This is a genomic window from Pseudomonas palleroniana, assembly GCF_003031675.1.
Taxonomy (GTDB): Bacteria; Pseudomonadota; Gammaproteobacteria; order Pseudomonadales; family Pseudomonadaceae; genus Aquipseudomonas; species Aquipseudomonas palleroniana.
In genome coordinates, this window is the sequence record NZ_PYWX01000017.1 from 89,587 (window position 1) to 104,022 (window position 14,436).

General features: G+C 60.9%; 15 protein-coding genes. 9 read left to right on the forward strand and 6 right to left on the reverse strand.

The window, feature by feature from the left end:
- Positions 1 to 2: 2 nt before the first annotated feature.
- Both C9383_RS05945 and C9383_RS05950 read right to left on the reverse strand, forming a co-directional pair.
- The gene (locus tag C9383_RS05945; RefSeq protein ID WP_060752560.1) at positions 3 to 665 is read right to left on the reverse strand and encodes an amino acid ABC transporter permease; all 663 of its coding nucleotides are present in this window, start codon (positions 663 to 665) and stop codon (positions 3 to 5) included.
- A 52-nt stretch (positions 666 to 717) separates the two neighbouring features.
- Entirely contained in the window at positions 718 to 1,566 is an 849-nt protein-coding gene (locus tag C9383_RS05950; RefSeq protein WP_060752559.1) for a transporter substrate-binding protein, read from the reverse strand.
- 332 nt (positions 1,567 to 1,898) lie between these two features.
- On the opposite strand from C9383_RS05950, the gene C9383_RS05955 reads away from it, so the two are divergent.
- Both C9383_RS05955 and C9383_RS05960 read left to right on the forward strand, forming a co-directional pair.
- A complete protein-coding gene (locus C9383_RS05955) occupies positions 1,899 to 2,147 on the forward strand; it encodes a hypothetical protein (protein WP_060752558.1) in 249 nt (82 codons plus the stop codon).
- An 85-nt stretch (positions 2,148 to 2,232) separates the two neighbouring features.
- A complete protein-coding gene (locus tag C9383_RS05960; RefSeq protein WP_090370559.1) occupies positions 2,233 to 2,565 on the forward strand; it encodes a thioredoxin family protein in 333 nt (110 codons plus the stop codon).
- Here C9383_RS05960 and C9383_RS05965 read toward each other — a convergent pair.
- The 3 genes from C9383_RS05965 to rpiB all read right to left on the reverse strand — a co-directional run bounded on the left by C9383_RS05965 (position 2,555) and on the right by rpiB (position 6,012).
- On the reverse strand, positions 2,555 to 4,117 hold the full coding sequence (locus C9383_RS05965) for a TerC family protein (protein WP_090370557.1): 1,563 nt from the start codon (positions 4,115 to 4,117) through the stop codon (positions 2,555 to 2,557). The two genes, C9383_RS05960 and C9383_RS05965, sit on opposite strands and share 11 nt — an antisense overlap.
- 389 nt (positions 4,118 to 4,506) lie before the next feature.
- The gene (locus C9383_RS05970; RefSeq protein WP_060752556.1) at positions 4,507 to 5,487 is read right to left on the reverse strand and encodes a sugar-binding transcriptional regulator; all 981 of its coding nucleotides are present in this window, start codon (positions 5,485 to 5,487) and stop codon (positions 4,507 to 4,509) included.
- Between the two features lie 63 nt (positions 5,488 to 5,550).
- A complete protein-coding gene (gene rpiB, locus C9383_RS05975) occupies positions 5,551 to 6,012 on the reverse strand; it encodes a ribose 5-phosphate isomerase B (protein WP_060752555.1) in 462 nt (153 codons plus the stop codon).
- 283 nt (positions 6,013 to 6,295) lie between these two features.
- Here rpiB and C9383_RS05980 point away from each other — a divergent pair, with 283 nt between their 5' ends.
- From C9383_RS05980 to dhaL, 7 genes are all read left to right on the forward strand, one after another.
- Positions 6,296 to 7,783, forward strand: a complete 1,488-nt coding sequence (locus C9383_RS05980) for a sugar ABC transporter ATP-binding protein (protein WP_090370555.1) — start codon at positions 6,296 to 6,298, stop codon at positions 7,781 to 7,783.
- Positions 7,780 to 8,757, forward strand: coding sequence for an ABC transporter permease (locus C9383_RS05985; protein WP_090370553.1), 978 nt, complete (start codon positions 7,780 to 7,782; stop codon positions 8,755 to 8,757). Before C9383_RS05980 ends, C9383_RS05985 begins: the two co-directional genes overlap by 4 nt.
- A gap of 34 nt (positions 8,758 to 8,791) precedes the next feature.
- Positions 8,792 to 9,799, forward strand: coding sequence for a substrate-binding domain-containing protein (locus tag C9383_RS05990; protein WP_090370551.1), 1,008 nt, complete (start codon positions 8,792 to 8,794; stop codon positions 9,797 to 9,799).
- Positions 9,800 to 9,859: 60 nt separating this feature from the next.
- Complete coding sequence (locus C9383_RS05995; protein WP_090370549.1) at positions 9,860 to 10,615, forward strand: SDR family oxidoreductase; 756 nt, start codon at positions 9,860 to 9,862, stop codon at positions 10,613 to 10,615.
- 25 nt (positions 10,616 to 10,640) lie between these two features.
- Positions 10,641 to 11,756 (forward strand): MDR/zinc-dependent alcohol dehydrogenase-like family protein, encoded by a 1,116-nt coding sequence (locus C9383_RS06000; protein ID WP_090370548.1) that lies wholly within the window; start codon positions 10,641 to 10,643, stop codon positions 11,754 to 11,756.
- 76 nt (positions 11,757 to 11,832) lie between these two features.
- Positions 11,833 to 12,834 (forward strand): dihydroxyacetone kinase subunit DhaK, encoded by a 1,002-nt coding sequence (locus C9383_RS06005; protein ID WP_090370547.1) that lies wholly within the window; start codon positions 11,833 to 11,835, stop codon positions 12,832 to 12,834.
- Between the two features lie 3 nt (positions 12,835 to 12,837).
- Entirely contained in the window at positions 12,838 to 13,485 is a 648-nt protein-coding gene (dhaL, locus tag C9383_RS06010; protein ID WP_090370545.1) for a dihydroxyacetone kinase subunit DhaL, read from the forward strand.
- Here dhaL and C9383_RS06015 read toward each other — a convergent pair.
- Entirely contained in the window at positions 13,442 to 14,338 is an 897-nt protein-coding gene (locus C9383_RS06015) for a LysR family transcriptional regulator (protein ID WP_060752547.1), read from the reverse strand. The two genes, dhaL and C9383_RS06015, sit on opposite strands and share 44 nt — an antisense overlap.
- Positions 14,339 to 14,436 lie beyond the last annotated feature (98 nt).

A 14,436-nucleotide genomic window follows, 5' to 3' on the forward strand; every position in this document is an offset into this window, starting at 1 on the left:
CCTTAACGACGGATCGCCAGACGCTGTTCCAGGTAACGGAGCAGCATGGCAATCAGGTAACAGGCGGCCACATAGAGCGCCGTCGTGACCAGCCAGGTTTCAATGACCCGGTAACTCTCGACGTTGATCTTGCGGGCGTAGTAAGTCAGTTCGGGCACCGCGATGGCGGCGGCCAGCGAGGTGTCCTTGAACAGCGAAATGAAATTGTTCGACAGCGCCGGCAGCACGTTGCGCAGCATCACCGGCACCGTGATGTAGGCACGGATGCGCCACTCACCCAAGCCGATGGCCAGGCCGGCTTCACGCAAACCCTTGGGAATGTTCAACAGCCCGGCGCGGAACACTTCGGTCAGGTAGGCACCGGCGTACAACGACAAGGTGATGATGAACGACGGGATCTTGTCCAGACGGATGCCCAGGCTGGGCAATGCAAAATAGATCAACAGGATCAGCACGAGGATCGGCGTGTTGCGGATCACCGTCACATACACCGAGGCGAAGAGGCGCAACGCACGGTGCCTGGACAGCATGGCAAACGCCATCATCAGGCCGATCACGCAGCCGATGGCGATCGACAGCAACGCCAGCTCAAGGCCGAGGCCAAGCCCTGCCAGCAAGCTGGGGAAGTCGCGCCACACGGCGGCAAAGTTCAACTGATAGTTCATGGTCGGCAGTACCTGAAACGGGGCGCCATGTGCGGCGCCCGCGGTTTACACATCACTTGAATTCAACCGGGAAACCAATCGCAGGCTCCGGCAGATCTACGCCGAACCATTGCTTGAACGAGGCTTTGTAGGTCGGGAACTCCACGCCGGTCATGGCTTCATGCAGCGCGGTGTTGACGAAGTTCAGCCAGTCCTGGTCGCCACGCTTGACGGCACACGCATAGGTTTGCGGGCTCCAGGCATAGGCCGGGCTGCGATAGCGACCGGGGTTCTGCACCATCAGGTACTTGACCGAAGACTGGTCGGTGGCGGCGGCATCGGCGCGACCGGAATTCACGGCCTGGTACATCAGGTCGACGCTGTCGTACTGATCGACCTTGGCCTTGGGCAGTGCCTGGTGCACCAACTCTTCGGCATACACGTTTTGCAGCACGGCCACGGTGACGCCGTCGCCGGCGGCCTGCAGGTCTTCGATCTCTTTGTACTTGCTGTTGTTCGGCAACAGCAGGCCCACCCCTTCGCGGTAGTACGGCAAGGTAAAGGCAACCTGCTGCGCACGGCTGGCGGTGACGGTGATGAACTGGCAACTCATGTCGACCTTGTCGGTCAGCAGGTTGGGAATACGGGCGTCGGAAGACTGCACCACAAACTCCACCTTGCTCGGGTCGTTGAACAATCCCTTGGCCACGATGCGGCCGATGTCGATATCAAAACCCTGCAACTTGCCATCCGCTCCCTGGAAGTGCCACGGCGCATTGGTACTGCCTGTACCCACGATCAGATGCCCACGCTTGAGCACATCATCGAGCTTGCTGTCCGCCGCCTGCACCAGGCTTGCGAGGGAAGCCGATGCGGCGAAGAGAAAAACACACGCTTTAAACACGGAAGGTCGGTGATGCATGACAAGCACTCCAGGGATTGTGTATTCCGCTATACCGGAACTTGGTTTGTAACAACGGAATAGACAGCAGAAAGTGTGCCACAGGCGCCAGCAGAAAAATATGAGCGGGATAAAGTCGTTATAAATCAGCGTGCTAATTCAAATAGCCATATAAGGCGTTGCGCCAGCATCCAGGGTCACCTTGCTACCCAATGCCCCACCACGCAGTGATTGCTCCAGCAAAGTGCGTCACAAGCGTGTTACCGCGCCCCCTTCGAGTGCGCCCACACCGGTGCAAAAAAGCCTGCGCTGGACTAGCCTTGGCAGATTGCCACCCCACAAGGACCTCACTGATGAAGCTCAGCCTTATTCTGGTTCTGCTCAGCTTTCTGGCCGCCGGCAGCGTTTCAGCCGCCAGCGACCGCCACGAATGCACGCAAGAACTGCAAAAACTCAAGGAAGCCTTCGACACCAATTACACCAGCCAGAACCACCACGGCTATCGCAAGGCCAAGGCCTCTCGGGACAATGAGGAATACCGCAAATGTGCAAGCCAGGCGCGCAAGGAACGCGAGCGACTGGAGCGCGACCGCGACGCGTGAGGTGCAGGTACCTGTGAAGGTTGACAGTAGACCCGTATCTCGCCCGGCCTTAGCGTAAGCCAAGGTGCCAACGGGAGAGATACAGATGAACTATGTCAACGCTGTGATTGAGGACAAGGCTGCGTTTGAGCGTGCGCTTGATACACCGAGGCCAGTATTCGTGGTGTTCACCTCAGAGAGCTGCGGAGCCTGTCGCGAGAGAATGCCAGTGTTCATGCGCATCAGCGAACCCTACAAGGACCAAATCAAACTCTTGATCCTCGATTGCGCCAATACGCCGCGCCACCCTCGGGTCGATCGTATTCCGATGCTGCTGATCTACCTCAATCAGACCCTGATCCAAAGCATTCCCGGGCTCGGTGAGCAAGCGCTCGAAAGCGCTTTCGAAGCGCACACCCGGCGACCGGTTACGGGCTAGGCAGGGGTGCCAGGTGAACCTGGGTCACTCGCCGCTCCTCCACCGTCGCCACCGCCAGGCGCCAGCCTGCATGTTCCAGGCTGTCGCCCACCACCGGCAGGCGGTCGAGCAGGCTCATCACCAGGCCGGCCAGGGTCTGGTAATCCTCGGTGGCTACGGCATTGAAGCCGGTGCGCCGACTGACCTGGCTCAGGGTCAATGCGCCGTTGGCGCGGAAGCCGTTGCCTTCCTCGACGATATCCGGCCCTTCGATTTCGCTGGCATCGGGCAATTCACCGGCAATGGACTCCAGAATGTCGGTCATGCTCAACACGCCCATGAAATCGCCGAACTCGTTGATCACGAAGGCAATGTGGGTGGATTCCTGGCGCATCTGCTCCAGGGCGTTGAGGATCGAAAAACTCTCCAGCAGGTTGATCGCACGGCGCGCCAGGCGCTCAAGGTCAGACTCGTGACCGGCCAGGTACTCCTTGAGCAGCTCCTTTTTGTGCACAAAGCCCAGCGGTTCATCCACCGCACCGTTGCGGATCAACGGCAAACGCGAGTAGGACGAATGCATCAGCTTCAGGCGAATCGTCTCGGGATCGTCCGCCAGATCGATACAGTCGACCTTGGCCCTGGGCGTCATCAACGTGCGGATCGGCCGCTCGGCCAGTTGCAGCACACCGCTGATCATCACGCGCTCGCGCCGATCAAATAACGGCCCCTGGCTGGCGTCGGGCTCGCCCAGCAAGTCAGCCACGTCGTCATCCATGCCTTCCACCGCCAGGCTGCGGCCACCCAACAAGCGCATGACCGCATGCGCGGTACGCTGGCGAACCGGCAGCGTACCTTGCGCCGACTTCTTGCGACGGGCACGGGCAATCTGGTTGAACAGTTCGATCAGGATCGAGAAGCCGATCGCCGCATACAGATAGCCCTTCGGAATATGGAAGCCCAAGCCCTCGGCGGTCAGGGCAAAACCAATCATCATCAAAAAGCCCAGGCACAACATGATCACCGTCGGGTGCGCGTTGACGAAACGGGTCAGCGGCTTGCTCGCCACAATCATCAGGCCGATGGATACGATCACCGCGATCATCATCACGGCCAACTCGTCGACCATACCCACAGCGGTAATCACCGCATCCAGGGAGAACACCGCGTCGAGCACCACGATCTGCGCCACGATCGGCCAGAACATCGCATAGGCGACATTGCCCGTGCGCTGGGCCACATGACCTTCCAGCCGCTCGTGCAGTTCCATGGTGGCTTTGAACAACAGGAACACGCCACCAAACAGCATGATCAGGTCACGGCCGGAGAAGCTCTTGTCGAACACCTCGAACAGCGGCTGGGTGAGGGTCACCAACCAGGAAATACTTGCCAGCAGGCCCAGGCGCATCAGCAACGCCAGGGACAAACCGATCAACCGCGCACGGTCGCGTTGCTCCGGCGGCAACTTGTCGGCCAGGATCGCGATAAACACCAGGTTGTCGATACCCAGCACCAGTTCCAGCACAATCAACGTCAACAGGCCGAGCCAGGCCGTGGGGTCCGCTAACCACTCCATTTATAGAACCTCTTTAGAATTTTTCAGAATGCCGGGCACGGCAATGTGCGGTCGATGGACCGGGACAAGGTTAGCAGGCGCAATACGGTAGGGTTTCAGCTGGAACAGCGGCAATGGTGGTCTTGGGGAAAGACGACTGGGAGGCTCCGAGAGGGTGTTCATGCAGGTCCTGAAATCATAAAAGGACTTGAATCGTACAGCCTGAACACAAATTTCCTACAACGCAAAACTATTACAAAACCTGTCCTCAACGCCGCCCCGCCACCCTGTGGGAGGGGGCTTGCTCCCGATGACAGCCTGTCAGTCAACCTATCTACCGACTGATCCGCCGCCATCGGGAACCAGCCGAATCATCGCACCGCCCCACCCTCATTCCGATCTCGGCTGAGTCAGCCTTTACGGGTGGCATCATCCAGCGCCAGGATGGTGTGAGCGTTGGTAACCGTCGTTGCCAGCGTGTTGATCACCCCCGAGCGCAACGCACCCAGCGTCGCCGCCGCCTTGGTGTTTTCGCTGGCAATCGCTACCACATCCGGAATGCGGACCAGTTCCTGTACCGTCAAGCCGATCACCCGCCCTTGAATGGCGTTGACCGCCGGCTGGCCATGAATGTCGATGAAGTCATAGCCCATCATGTCCCCGACCGTACCGGACAACCGCGCCTGGGCAATCTCCTGGGGCGAGAACCAGCCCATGCGCACCATATTGCTGTTTTCGCTCATATCGCCAATGCCGATCAACGCGATGTCAGCGCGCCGGGCGCGGTCGAGTGTGGAACGCACGGTGTCGTTGTTGATCAGTACGCCGCGCAATTCCGGGTTGGCCACTAAGGCAGGGGCATACAGACTTTCGCTTTCGCCACCAAAGCGCAGCGCCAGGCGCCGGCAGATATGGTCAGGGTTCATGTATTCGCCGGCCTTGAGCGAACCACCGATAGCACACACAAATGTGCAGTTGCGCGTCACCGGCAGAAAGACGTTATCGGCCACTGCGCCGACATTGCGCCCCATGCCTACGGCGACGATCATGCCATCGCTCAACGTTTTGTTCAGGTAGTTGGCCACCAGGCTGGCGACTGCCGAGCGCTGGGTGTCGGGGTCGCTGTGGTCGACCGCGATCAACGCACGATCCAACTTGAAGCGCTCCACCAATGCCCGCTCCAGTTCGTTGTTCATCGCCGGATGCTGCAAGACGCGCACCTCGACGATACCTTCATCCCGCGCACGCTTGAGCAGGCGGCTGACCTTGGCCCGCGACAGGTCGAAGCGCTTGGCGATGGCTTCCTGAGTGACGTTCTCAAGGTAATAGAGCATCGCCACTTCGGTCATCTGATCGATATCGCTGGCAATGCGCTGGGTACTGTCACTCATGGGGACGGGCTTCCGTTTCGGCGTCAAAGGCGCATTCTCCCGACTCTTGCCCCGTTTAGTCCACTACTGATGCCCATCGCGCTCAATCGCATTGATGCGCTCGACCTTGGCCCCGGAACGCGTCGCTTCGAACTCCGACTCCAGAAATGCCTTGACGATGCTTTTGGCCAATTCCGCACCGATCACTCGCGCACCGATGGACAGTATCTGCGCATCGTTGCTCTTGCGGGCACGCTCCGCCGAGTAGGTATCGTGGGCCTGGGCTGCACGAATGCCCAATACCTTGTTCGCGGAAATGGCCATGCCGATACCGGTGCCGCACACCAGCACACCCAAGCGTTGCTCACCGGCATTAATGGCGTTGGCCACGGCCAGGGCGATATCCGGATACAGCACCGGCGCGGTGGAATGAGTGCCGAAGTCGGTGACCGGATAACCCAGCGCCTCGATATGACGCTTCAACAGCTCCTTGAGCTCGAAACCCGCTTCATCGCATCCGATAGCCACCGGGAAAGGTGTGTTCATGGCGTCTGACTCCGCTGCCGTGTTTATGCTTGCGACTGATCATATGATCATTCAGTGAAATTTCTCTCAGTCATTTCGCTTGCATTCACCCCTTTCTGTCAAGCAAGTTCTAACTGACCTAGCAGTCAAAGCGGCTTAAAGAGGCGATATTGCCACTCAGGACCAGAATCATGGCTTTTCAATGAAAGAGATTGACTGATCAGAATTTCATTTGATACACATATGATCACAGCAAAACATCACTGTGCGACCTAATAAGAATTCACAGCACGAGGACACGCCGATGGCTACGCCATTACTGCTCCAGGCTGAACACGTCGCCAAGGCTTATGCCGGGGTGCCTGCCCTGCGTGATGGGCGCCTCTCGCTGCGGGCCGGCAGCGTCCACGCCCTGTGCGGTGGCAATGGCGCAGGCAAATCGACGTTCCTGAGTATCCTGATGGGCATCACCCAACGTGACGCCGGGACCATTCTGCTCAACGGCGCACCGGTGCAGTTCAACCGCCCAGGCGAAGCCTTGGCGGCGGGGATCGCGATGATCACCCAGGAGCTGGAGCCCATCCCCTACATGACCGTCGCCGAAAATATCTGGCTGGGCCGCGAACCGCGCCGCGCCGGCTGTATCGTCGACAGCAAGACCCTCAACCGTCGCACCCGCGAGCTGCTTGAAAGCCTGGAGTTCGACGTCGACGCGACCCAGCCCATGCACCGCCTGAGCGTGGCGCAGATCCAACTGGTGGAAATAGCCAAGGCATTCAGCCATGACTGTCAGGTGATGATCATGGACGAACCCACCTCGGCCATCGGCGAGCGCGAGGCTGAAACCCTGTTCAAGGCGATCCGCCGCCTCACCGCCCGAGGTGCCGGTATCGTGTATGTGTCGCACCGCCTGAGCGAGCTGGCGCAGATCGCCGACGACTACAGCATCTTTCGCGATGGCGCCTTTGTAGAAAGCGGGCGCATGGCAGATATCGATCGCAACCACCTGGTGCGTGGCATCGTCGGCCAGGAACTGACGCGCATCGACCACAAGGTCGGCCGCGAATGCGCCGCCAGTACCTGCCTGCAAGTGGACAACCTGAGTCGCGCCGGCGAATTCCACGACATCAGCCTGCAACTGCGCCAGGGGGAAATCCTCGGCATCTATGGCCTGATGGGGTCGGGGCGCAGTGAATTCCTCAACTGCATCTATGGCCTGACCACACCGGATTCCGGCAGCGTCACCCTGCACGGCAAGCCCATGCCGATCGGCCTGCCCAAGGCCACGATCAATGCCGGCGTATCCCTGGTTACCGAAGACCGTAAAGACAGCGGCCTGGTGCTGACCGGCAGCATTCTTTCCAACATTGCCCTGTCGGCCTACAAGCGCTTGTCGAACTGGTCGTTGATCAATGCGCGCAAGGAAACCCAACTGGCCCGCGACATGGTCAAGCGCCTGCAGATCAAGACCACGTCACTGGACCTGCCGGTGGCCTCCATGAGCGGCGGCAACCAACAGAAAGTCGTGCTCGCCAAATGCTTGTCCACCGAGCCGGTGTGCCTGCTGTGCGATGAACCGACCCGCGGTATCGACGAAGGCGCCAAACAGGAGATCTACCACCTGCTCGATCAGTTCGTGAGGGCCGGCGGCGCGGCCATCGTGGTGTCGTCGGAAGCCCCTGAGTTGCTGCACCTGAGTGATCGCATCGCCGTATTCAAAGGCGGCAGGCTGGTGACCATCAGTACTGACACCGCCCTTTCCCAGGAAGCCTTGTTGAGTCTTGCCTCATGAATGCCAAAACCCTTGCTGCTCCGATTACCGCCGCGCCGCGCAATCGCCTGCGCCTTTCCATCGACCGCTTCGGCCTGCCGCTGGTGTTTATCCTGCTGTGCGGGGTGATGGCATTTTCCAGCGAATACTTCATGACCTGGCGCAACTGGATGGACATCCTGCGCCAGACCTCCATCAACGGCATCCTGGCCGTAGGCATGACCTACGTGATCCTGACCAAGGGCATCGACCTGTCGGTGGGCTCGATCCTGGCCTTCGCCGGGCTGTGCAGCGCCATGGTTGCCACTCAGGGCTACGGCCTGCTGGCCGCCGTGAGCGCGGGGATGTTTGCCGGGGCGATGCTCGGCGTGGTGAACGGCTTCATGGTCGCCAACCTGTCGATCCCGCCCTTCGTGGCGACCTTGGGCATGCTCAGCGTGGCACGAGGCATGACGTTCATCCTCAACGACGGCAGCCCGATCACCGACCTGCCCGACGCTTACCTGGCGCTGGGTATCGGCAAGATCGGCCCGATTGGCGTGCCGATCATCATCTTTGCCGTGGTCGCGCTGATCTTCTGGATGGTGCTGCGCTACACCACCTACGGCCGTTATGTGTATGCGGTAGGCGGCAACGAAAAGAGCGCACGCACTTCCGGCATTGGCGTACGCAAAGTGATGTTTTCGGTGTACGTGGTTTCGGGCCTGCTCGCCGGGCTGGCCGGCGTGGTGCTGTCGGCCCGCACCACATCCGCCCTGCCCCAGGCCGGGGTGTCCTATGAGCTGGACGCGATTGCCGCGGTGGTGATCGGCGGCACCAGCCTGTCGGGCGGCACCGGCAGCATTGTCGGCACGCTGTTTGGTGCGTTGTTGATCGGCGTGATCAACAACGGGTTGAACCTGCTCGGCGTGTCCTCCTATTACCAGCAGGTCGCCAAGGGCCTGATCATCGTGTTCGCAGTACTGATTGACGTGTGGCGCAAGAAAAAACCCTAAAGAACGACCCACAACAATAACCGGAGTTCTACTCATGAAACTTGGTACCACCTTGGCCGCCGTGGCGGCCCTCTCCCTGCTCGCCAGCAGTATCACCCTGGCCGCCGAAGGCAAGTCCTACAAGATCGGCGCGGCCGTCTACGGCCTCAAGGGCCAGTTCATGCAGAATTGGGTGCGCGAGCTGAAGGAACACCCGGCCGTCAAGGACGGCACCGTGCAGTTGACCATTTTCGACGGCAACTACGACGCCCTGACCCAGAACAACCAGATCGAAAACATGGTGACCCAGCACTACGACGCCATCCTGTTCGTGCCGATCGACACCAAGGCCGGCGTCGGCACCGTCAAGCAAGCCATGAGCAACGACGTAGTGGTCATCGCGTCCAATACCAAAGTCGCCGATGCCGCCGTCCCTTATGTGGGTAACGACGATGTGGAGGGTGGTCGCCTGCAGGCCCAGGCCATGGTTGACAAGCTCAACGGCAAAGGCAACGTGGTGATCATCCAGGGCCCGATTGGCCAATCGGCGCAAATCGACCGGGAAAAAGGCGAGCTGGAAGTGCTCGGTCAACACCCCGAGATCAAGATCATCGAGAAAAAAACCGCCAACTGGGACCGCGCCCAAGCCCTCGCACTGACCGAAGACTGGTTGAACGCCCACCCCAAAGGCATCAACGGTGTGATCGCGCAGAACGATGACATGGCCCTGGGCGCCGTGCAGGCGCTGAAGTCCCACGGCTTGACCGCCAAAGACGTGCCGGTGACCTCGATTGACGGCATGCCCGATGCGATCCAGGCGGCGAAGAAAGGCGAAGTCACCACCTTCCTCCAGGACGCCCAGGCCCAGTCCCAAGGTGCGCTGGATGTAGCGCTGCGCGCCTTGGCCGGCAAGGACTACAAACCCCAGTCGGTGATCTGGGAGCGCTATGCCAAAGAGCTGAAATGGGCTGAGGGCACGGCCAAGAACTACATCCTGCCGTGGGTGCCGGTGACCGACGCCAACGCCGACGCCCTGTACAAACAAGTCAGCGGCGGCAAATAGCTATTGGCCTGAAACACCGCCCACATTGGATCGTCACAGCACTCACAAGAGGAGCCATGCATGTCTGGATTCTGGAACCAAGCCTTCGACCTCAGCGGCCGTTGCGCCGTGATCACCGGCGGTGCCGCCGGGATCGGCCTGGCCTGCGCCACCCTGCTGGCCGAACGCGGCGCCCGCGTGGCGCTGCTGGACCGTGATCCGGCGGTCGTGGATGTCGCGGCAAGCCTGGGTGCCGAACATCTGGGTATCGCCGTCGACCTCAGCCGGATCAGCCAGGTGCAACACACCATCGACCAGGTGTTCGAACACTTTCAACGCCTGGATTACTTGATCAACAGCGCCGGCATCGCGCTGCTGGACAAAGCCATCGACGTCAGCGAAAGCGCCTGGGACAGCACCCTGGACATCAACCTGAAAGCCAGTTTTTTCGTGGCCCAGGCCTGCGCCAGGCACATGCTGGCCCAGGGCGCCGGGCGTATCGTCAACCTCGCCTCCCAGGCTGCCGTGATCGGCCTCGACCGCCACGTTGCCTATTGCGCCAGCAAGGCCGCGATCGTCGGCATGACCAAGGTATTGGCCATGGAATGGGCGCCGCAGATCAACGTCAACGCCATCTCCCCGACCATCGTCGAGACTGCCCTGGGCAAGAAAGCCTGGGCCGGTGAAGTGGGTGAGCGGGCCAAACTGCAGATCCCGGCGGGCCGTTTTGCCCAGCCCGAAGAAATCGCCGGGCTGGCGCTGTACCTGCTCAGCGATGCCGCACAGATGATTACCGGCGCCAACATGGTGATCGACGGCGGCTACAGCATTCAGTAATTCTTTTTTGTCGTGAGGTTCTGTCATGTCCACCGCTACCGAACGCACACCTGATCAACTGCACCCGGTCATCCCGAAAACCATGCAGGCCGTGGTCTGCCACGGCCCGGAAGACTATCGCCTGGAAACCGTCGACGTCCCGACGCCGGGCCCCGATGAAATCCTCACCAAAGTCGAGCTGTGCGGTATCTGCATGGGCGACATCAAGACCTATCGCGGCGCACCGTCGTTCTGGGGCGATGCCGAACAACCGCGCTACGTGAAACCGCCGATGATTCCCGGGCATGAGTTTGTCTGTCGTGTAGTCGCCCTGGGCCCGGGCGCGCAAAAGCGGGGTGTACAGGTCGGCGACCGGGTGATCTCCGAGCAGATCGTGCCCTGCTGGGGCTGCCGCTTCTGCAACCACGGCCAGTACTGGATGTGCCAGAAGCATGACCTCTACGGTTTCCAGAACAATGTCCAGGGTGCGATGGCCCAGTACATGATCTTCACCAAGGAGGGCATCATTCACAAAGTGCCGGAATCCATCGCCCCCGATGAAGCGATCCTGATCGAGCCGCTGGCCTGTTCGCTGCACGCCGCCGAGCGCGCCAATGTCGACCACGACGACGTTGTGGTGGTCGCCGGCGCCGGCACGCTGGGCCTGGGCATCATCGGCGCCGTGCGCCTGCGCAATCCGAAAAGGCTCATCGTGCTGGACATGAAGCCCGAGCGCGCCGCCCTCGCCCTGCGCCTGGGCGCCGACGAAGTCTGGAACCCGGCCGAAGTCGACGTCATGGGCAAAATCCGCGAGATCACCGATGGCTACGGCTGCGATATTTACATCGAGGCCACCGGGCACCACAAAGCGGTCAACCAGGGCCTGGCAATGCTGCGCAAACTGGGGCGCTTCGTCGAGTTCAGCGTGTTCAACGACGAGGCCACGGTCGACTGGTCGATCATCGGCGACCGCAAGGAACTCGATATCCTCGGTTCCCACCTGGGGCCTTACATGTACCCGCGCGCCATCGACTTTATTGGTAACCGCAAGATCGACATGCGCGATGTGGTGACCCATACGTTCGCACTCGCGGATTTCAAGGAGGCGTTTGCGGTGATGGAGCGTGGAGACAAGTCGCTCAAGGTTGTGCTCAAACCTTAGGCGCACCACGTGGGAGCAAGCCGCTCCACACTGGATTGCTGTCGTCCAACAGAACAAGAACACAGGAACCCGCGTTATGAATCGAGTCATCAACGATCCGGACCAAGTGGTCGAGGACATGCTGCGCGGCATCCTGGTCGCGCACCCCGAGTTGCGCCAGTACGAGACCAACCCTCGGGTCATCACCAAAGCCAGGCCCTCCGGCCAGGGCCGCGTAGGCATTGTCACCGGCGGCGGTTCAGGCCATGAACCGGCGTTTCTCGGCTATGTCGGCCCGGGCCTGGTGGACGCGGTAGCCGTCGGCGAAATTTTTTCGTCACCCACCGCCAAAAGCTTTTTCGATGCCTTCCGCGCCGCCGACCATGGCGCGGGCGTGGCCTGCCTGTACGGCAACTATGCCGGCGACAATATGAACGTGAAGCTGGCGATGAAAATGGCGGCCAGCAAAGACATGCGCATCCGCACGGTGGTCGCCAACGATGACGTGGCCTCCGCGCCAAAGGCCGATATCGCCAAGCGCCGAGGGGTGGCTGGGGAAATTTTCATGTGGAAGGTCGGCGGTGCCGCTGCAGCCCAGCATTACGATCTGGACGGGGTCATACGGGTCGCGCAAAAAACCGTCGATCATTGCCGCTCGATCGGCATCGGCCTCACCCCCTGCACCATTGCCGCCGTCGGCAAGCCGAACTTCCAGATCCCCGACGGGCAGATGGAATTGGGCATCGGCCATCATGGCGAGCCGGGCATCGAAGTGGTCGCCATCGAACCGGCAGCCGCGATGGCTGAACGCATGCTCGCGCCAATCCTCGCCGACCGCGATTTCAGCCAGGACGACAGCGTGGTGGTATTGGTCTCAGGCCTGGGGGCCACGCCGCTGATGGAGCTGTATGTGTTCTACGCCGAAGTGGAGCGCCAGCTCAGCGCCAAGGGCTTGAAGATTCACCGTTGCTACGTCGGAAACTACTTCACCTCCCTGGAGATGATGGGCGTGACCTTGACCCTGCTCGGCCTGGACGCAGAGCTGAAAACCCTGATCGATCATCCCTGCCGTTCCATCGGCATGACCCAGGCGGAGTGAACCATGAGCCAGCATTTTTCCACCCACGACGGCAGCGCCATCGTTGCCGACCTGGTCAGCGTGATCGTCGCCAACCGTGAATACTTGAGCGAAGTGGACGGCGCCATCGGCGATGGCGACCACGGCATCAACATGGCCAAAGGGTTCGCCCATTGCGGGCGCACAATCGAAGGCCGCCAACTGACGCTGGCCGAAGCCCTGGATGAACTGACCCTGAGCCTGATGGAAGGCATCGGCGGCTCCATGGGCCCGTTGTACGGCAGCCTGTTTATCGGCATGGCCGACGAGGTACGCAGCTGTGATGACATCGACGCCGCCACCTTCGCCCACTTGCTGCGCGGCGGCTTGACCTCGCTGCAGGACATTACCGAAGCCGGCGTGGGCGACAAGTGCTTGATGGATACGCTGATCCCGGCGGTCGAAGCCTTTGAGGGCGCGCATGCCGGCGGCGCGTCCTTCCATGATGCGTTGGAGGCGATGAAAAGCGCTGCGTCACGCGGCCGCGATTCGACCAAGGACCTGGTGGCGAAAATCGGCCGCGCCAGTCGCCTGGGCGAGCGCTCCCTGGGGGTGCTGGATGCGGGCGCGGTGTCATGCTGCCTGATCCTCACGCGCCTGGCCGACTCGGTACAACCGCGACTGATTGCTTGATGTGCTCCAGGTAGCGCACCACCGCCGGCGCTTGCTCAAAGCGCCGGTGAATCAACGACAACCATGACGAGGCTTCGCATCCCTGAATCGTGCGGTACACCACGCCCGGCAAACTCACATGCCCCACCATGGACGCCGGCACCACCGCCACGCCCTGCCCCAATGACACCAGCGCCACCACCGCGACCAAACCTCCCGGTTGCGGCCCCAGGCGCGGCGCATAGCCACCTTGTGCGGCCACGTGCAGGGTGCCGCTGATCTGTTCCGGCAGGATAAACGTCTCATTCTGCAAGTGTTCGCAGCCGATGGCTTTGAGCCCGAGCAACCAGGAATCCTGCGGCAGCGCGAGCACGAAGCCCTCACTGTCCAGGCGTACCGCCTCCACGCCATCGGGCAAGGTCATGGGTGAGCGGATGTAGCCGATGTCATAGCGCCCATCCGCCACCGCATTGGCCAAGGTCGCCATCGCGCACTCGCGCACGTTCACGCTCACGTCGGGGAACGCCTGGCTGAACCCCTGCATTTGCCGTTGCAGCAAACCGCAGTACAGCGCCGAAGCCACGTAACCCAACTCGATATGCCCGATCTCCCCACGGCCGGCGCGCTGGGCATTGCGTTGGGCGAACTCGAATTGCCGCACCGTGGCCTCGGCTTCAATCAGCAAGGCGGCGCCCGCTTCGGTGAGGCTGACCTCGCGCTGCCGGCGGATGAACAAACGTGTGCCCAGGCTGTTTTCCATGTCCTGGATCTGCCGGCTCAGGGTCGGCGGCGCGATGCCTAACTGCTCGGCCGCGCGGCTGAAGTTGCGGTGCCGGGCAACGGCCAGAAAGTAACGGAAATGGCGTAGTTCCATAGAGGATTAGCTCAAAGGTAATGAAGTGCTTCGCAGCGGCTAACAAAGACGTTAACAGCCAAGGATAAGCTCATACCACTTCAACACTAGAGAGCCCT

What these genes read in the sequence shown, in the direction of transcription:
- C9383_RS05955 (WP_060752558.1), top strand. Translation starts at nt 1,899, where the DNA reads ATGAAGCTCAGCCTTATTCTGGTTCTGCTCAGCTTTCTGGCCGCCGGC.
- C9383_RS05960 (WP_090370559.1), top strand. Translation starts at nt 2,233, where the DNA reads ATGAACTATGTCAACGCTGTGATTGAGGACAAGGCTGCGTTTGAGCGT.
- C9383_RS06000 (WP_090370548.1), top strand. Translation starts at nt 10,641, where the DNA reads ATGTCCACCGCTACCGAACGCACACCTGATCAACTGCACCCGGTCATC.
- rpiB (WP_060752555.1), bottom strand. Translation starts at nt 6,012, where the DNA reads ATGAACACACCTTTCCCGGTGGCTATCGGATGCGATGAAGCGGGTTTC.
- C9383_RS05995 (WP_090370549.1), top strand. Translation starts at nt 9,860, where the DNA reads ATGTCTGGATTCTGGAACCAAGCCTTCGACCTCAGCGGCCGTTGCGCC.
- C9383_RS05985 (WP_090370553.1), top strand. Translation starts at nt 7,780, where the DNA reads ATGAATGCCAAAACCCTTGCTGCTCCGATTACCGCCGCGCCGCGCAAT.
- C9383_RS05945 (WP_060752560.1), bottom strand. Translation starts at nt 665, where the DNA reads ATGAACTATCAGTTGAACTTTGCCGCCGTGTGGCGCGACTTCCCCAGC.
- C9383_RS05980 (WP_090370555.1), top strand. Translation starts at nt 6,296, where the DNA reads ATGGCTACGCCATTACTGCTCCAGGCTGAACACGTCGCCAAGGCTTAT.
- C9383_RS05990 (WP_090370551.1), top strand. Translation starts at nt 8,792, where the DNA reads ATGAAACTTGGTACCACCTTGGCCGCCGTGGCGGCCCTCTCCCTGCTC.
- C9383_RS05970 (WP_060752556.1), bottom strand. Translation starts at nt 5,487, where the DNA reads ATGAGTGACAGTACCCAGCGCATTGCCAGCGATATCGATCAGATGACC.
- C9383_RS06015 (WP_060752547.1), bottom strand. Translation starts at nt 14,338, where the DNA reads ATGGAACTACGCCATTTCCGTTACTTTCTGGCCGTTGCCCGGCACCGC.
- dhaL (WP_090370545.1), top strand. Translation starts at nt 12,838, where the DNA reads ATGAGCCAGCATTTTTCCACCCACGACGGCAGCGCCATCGTTGCCGAC.
- C9383_RS06005 (WP_090370547.1), top strand. Translation starts at nt 11,833, where the DNA reads ATGAATCGAGTCATCAACGATCCGGACCAAGTGGTCGAGGACATGCTG.
- C9383_RS05950 (WP_060752559.1), bottom strand. Translation starts at nt 1,566, where the DNA reads ATGCATCACCGACCTTCCGTGTTTAAAGCGTGTGTTTTTCTCTTCGCC.
- C9383_RS05965 (WP_090370557.1), bottom strand. Translation starts at nt 4,117, where the DNA reads ATGGAGTGGTTAGCGGACCCCACGGCCTGGCTCGGCCTGTTGACGTTG.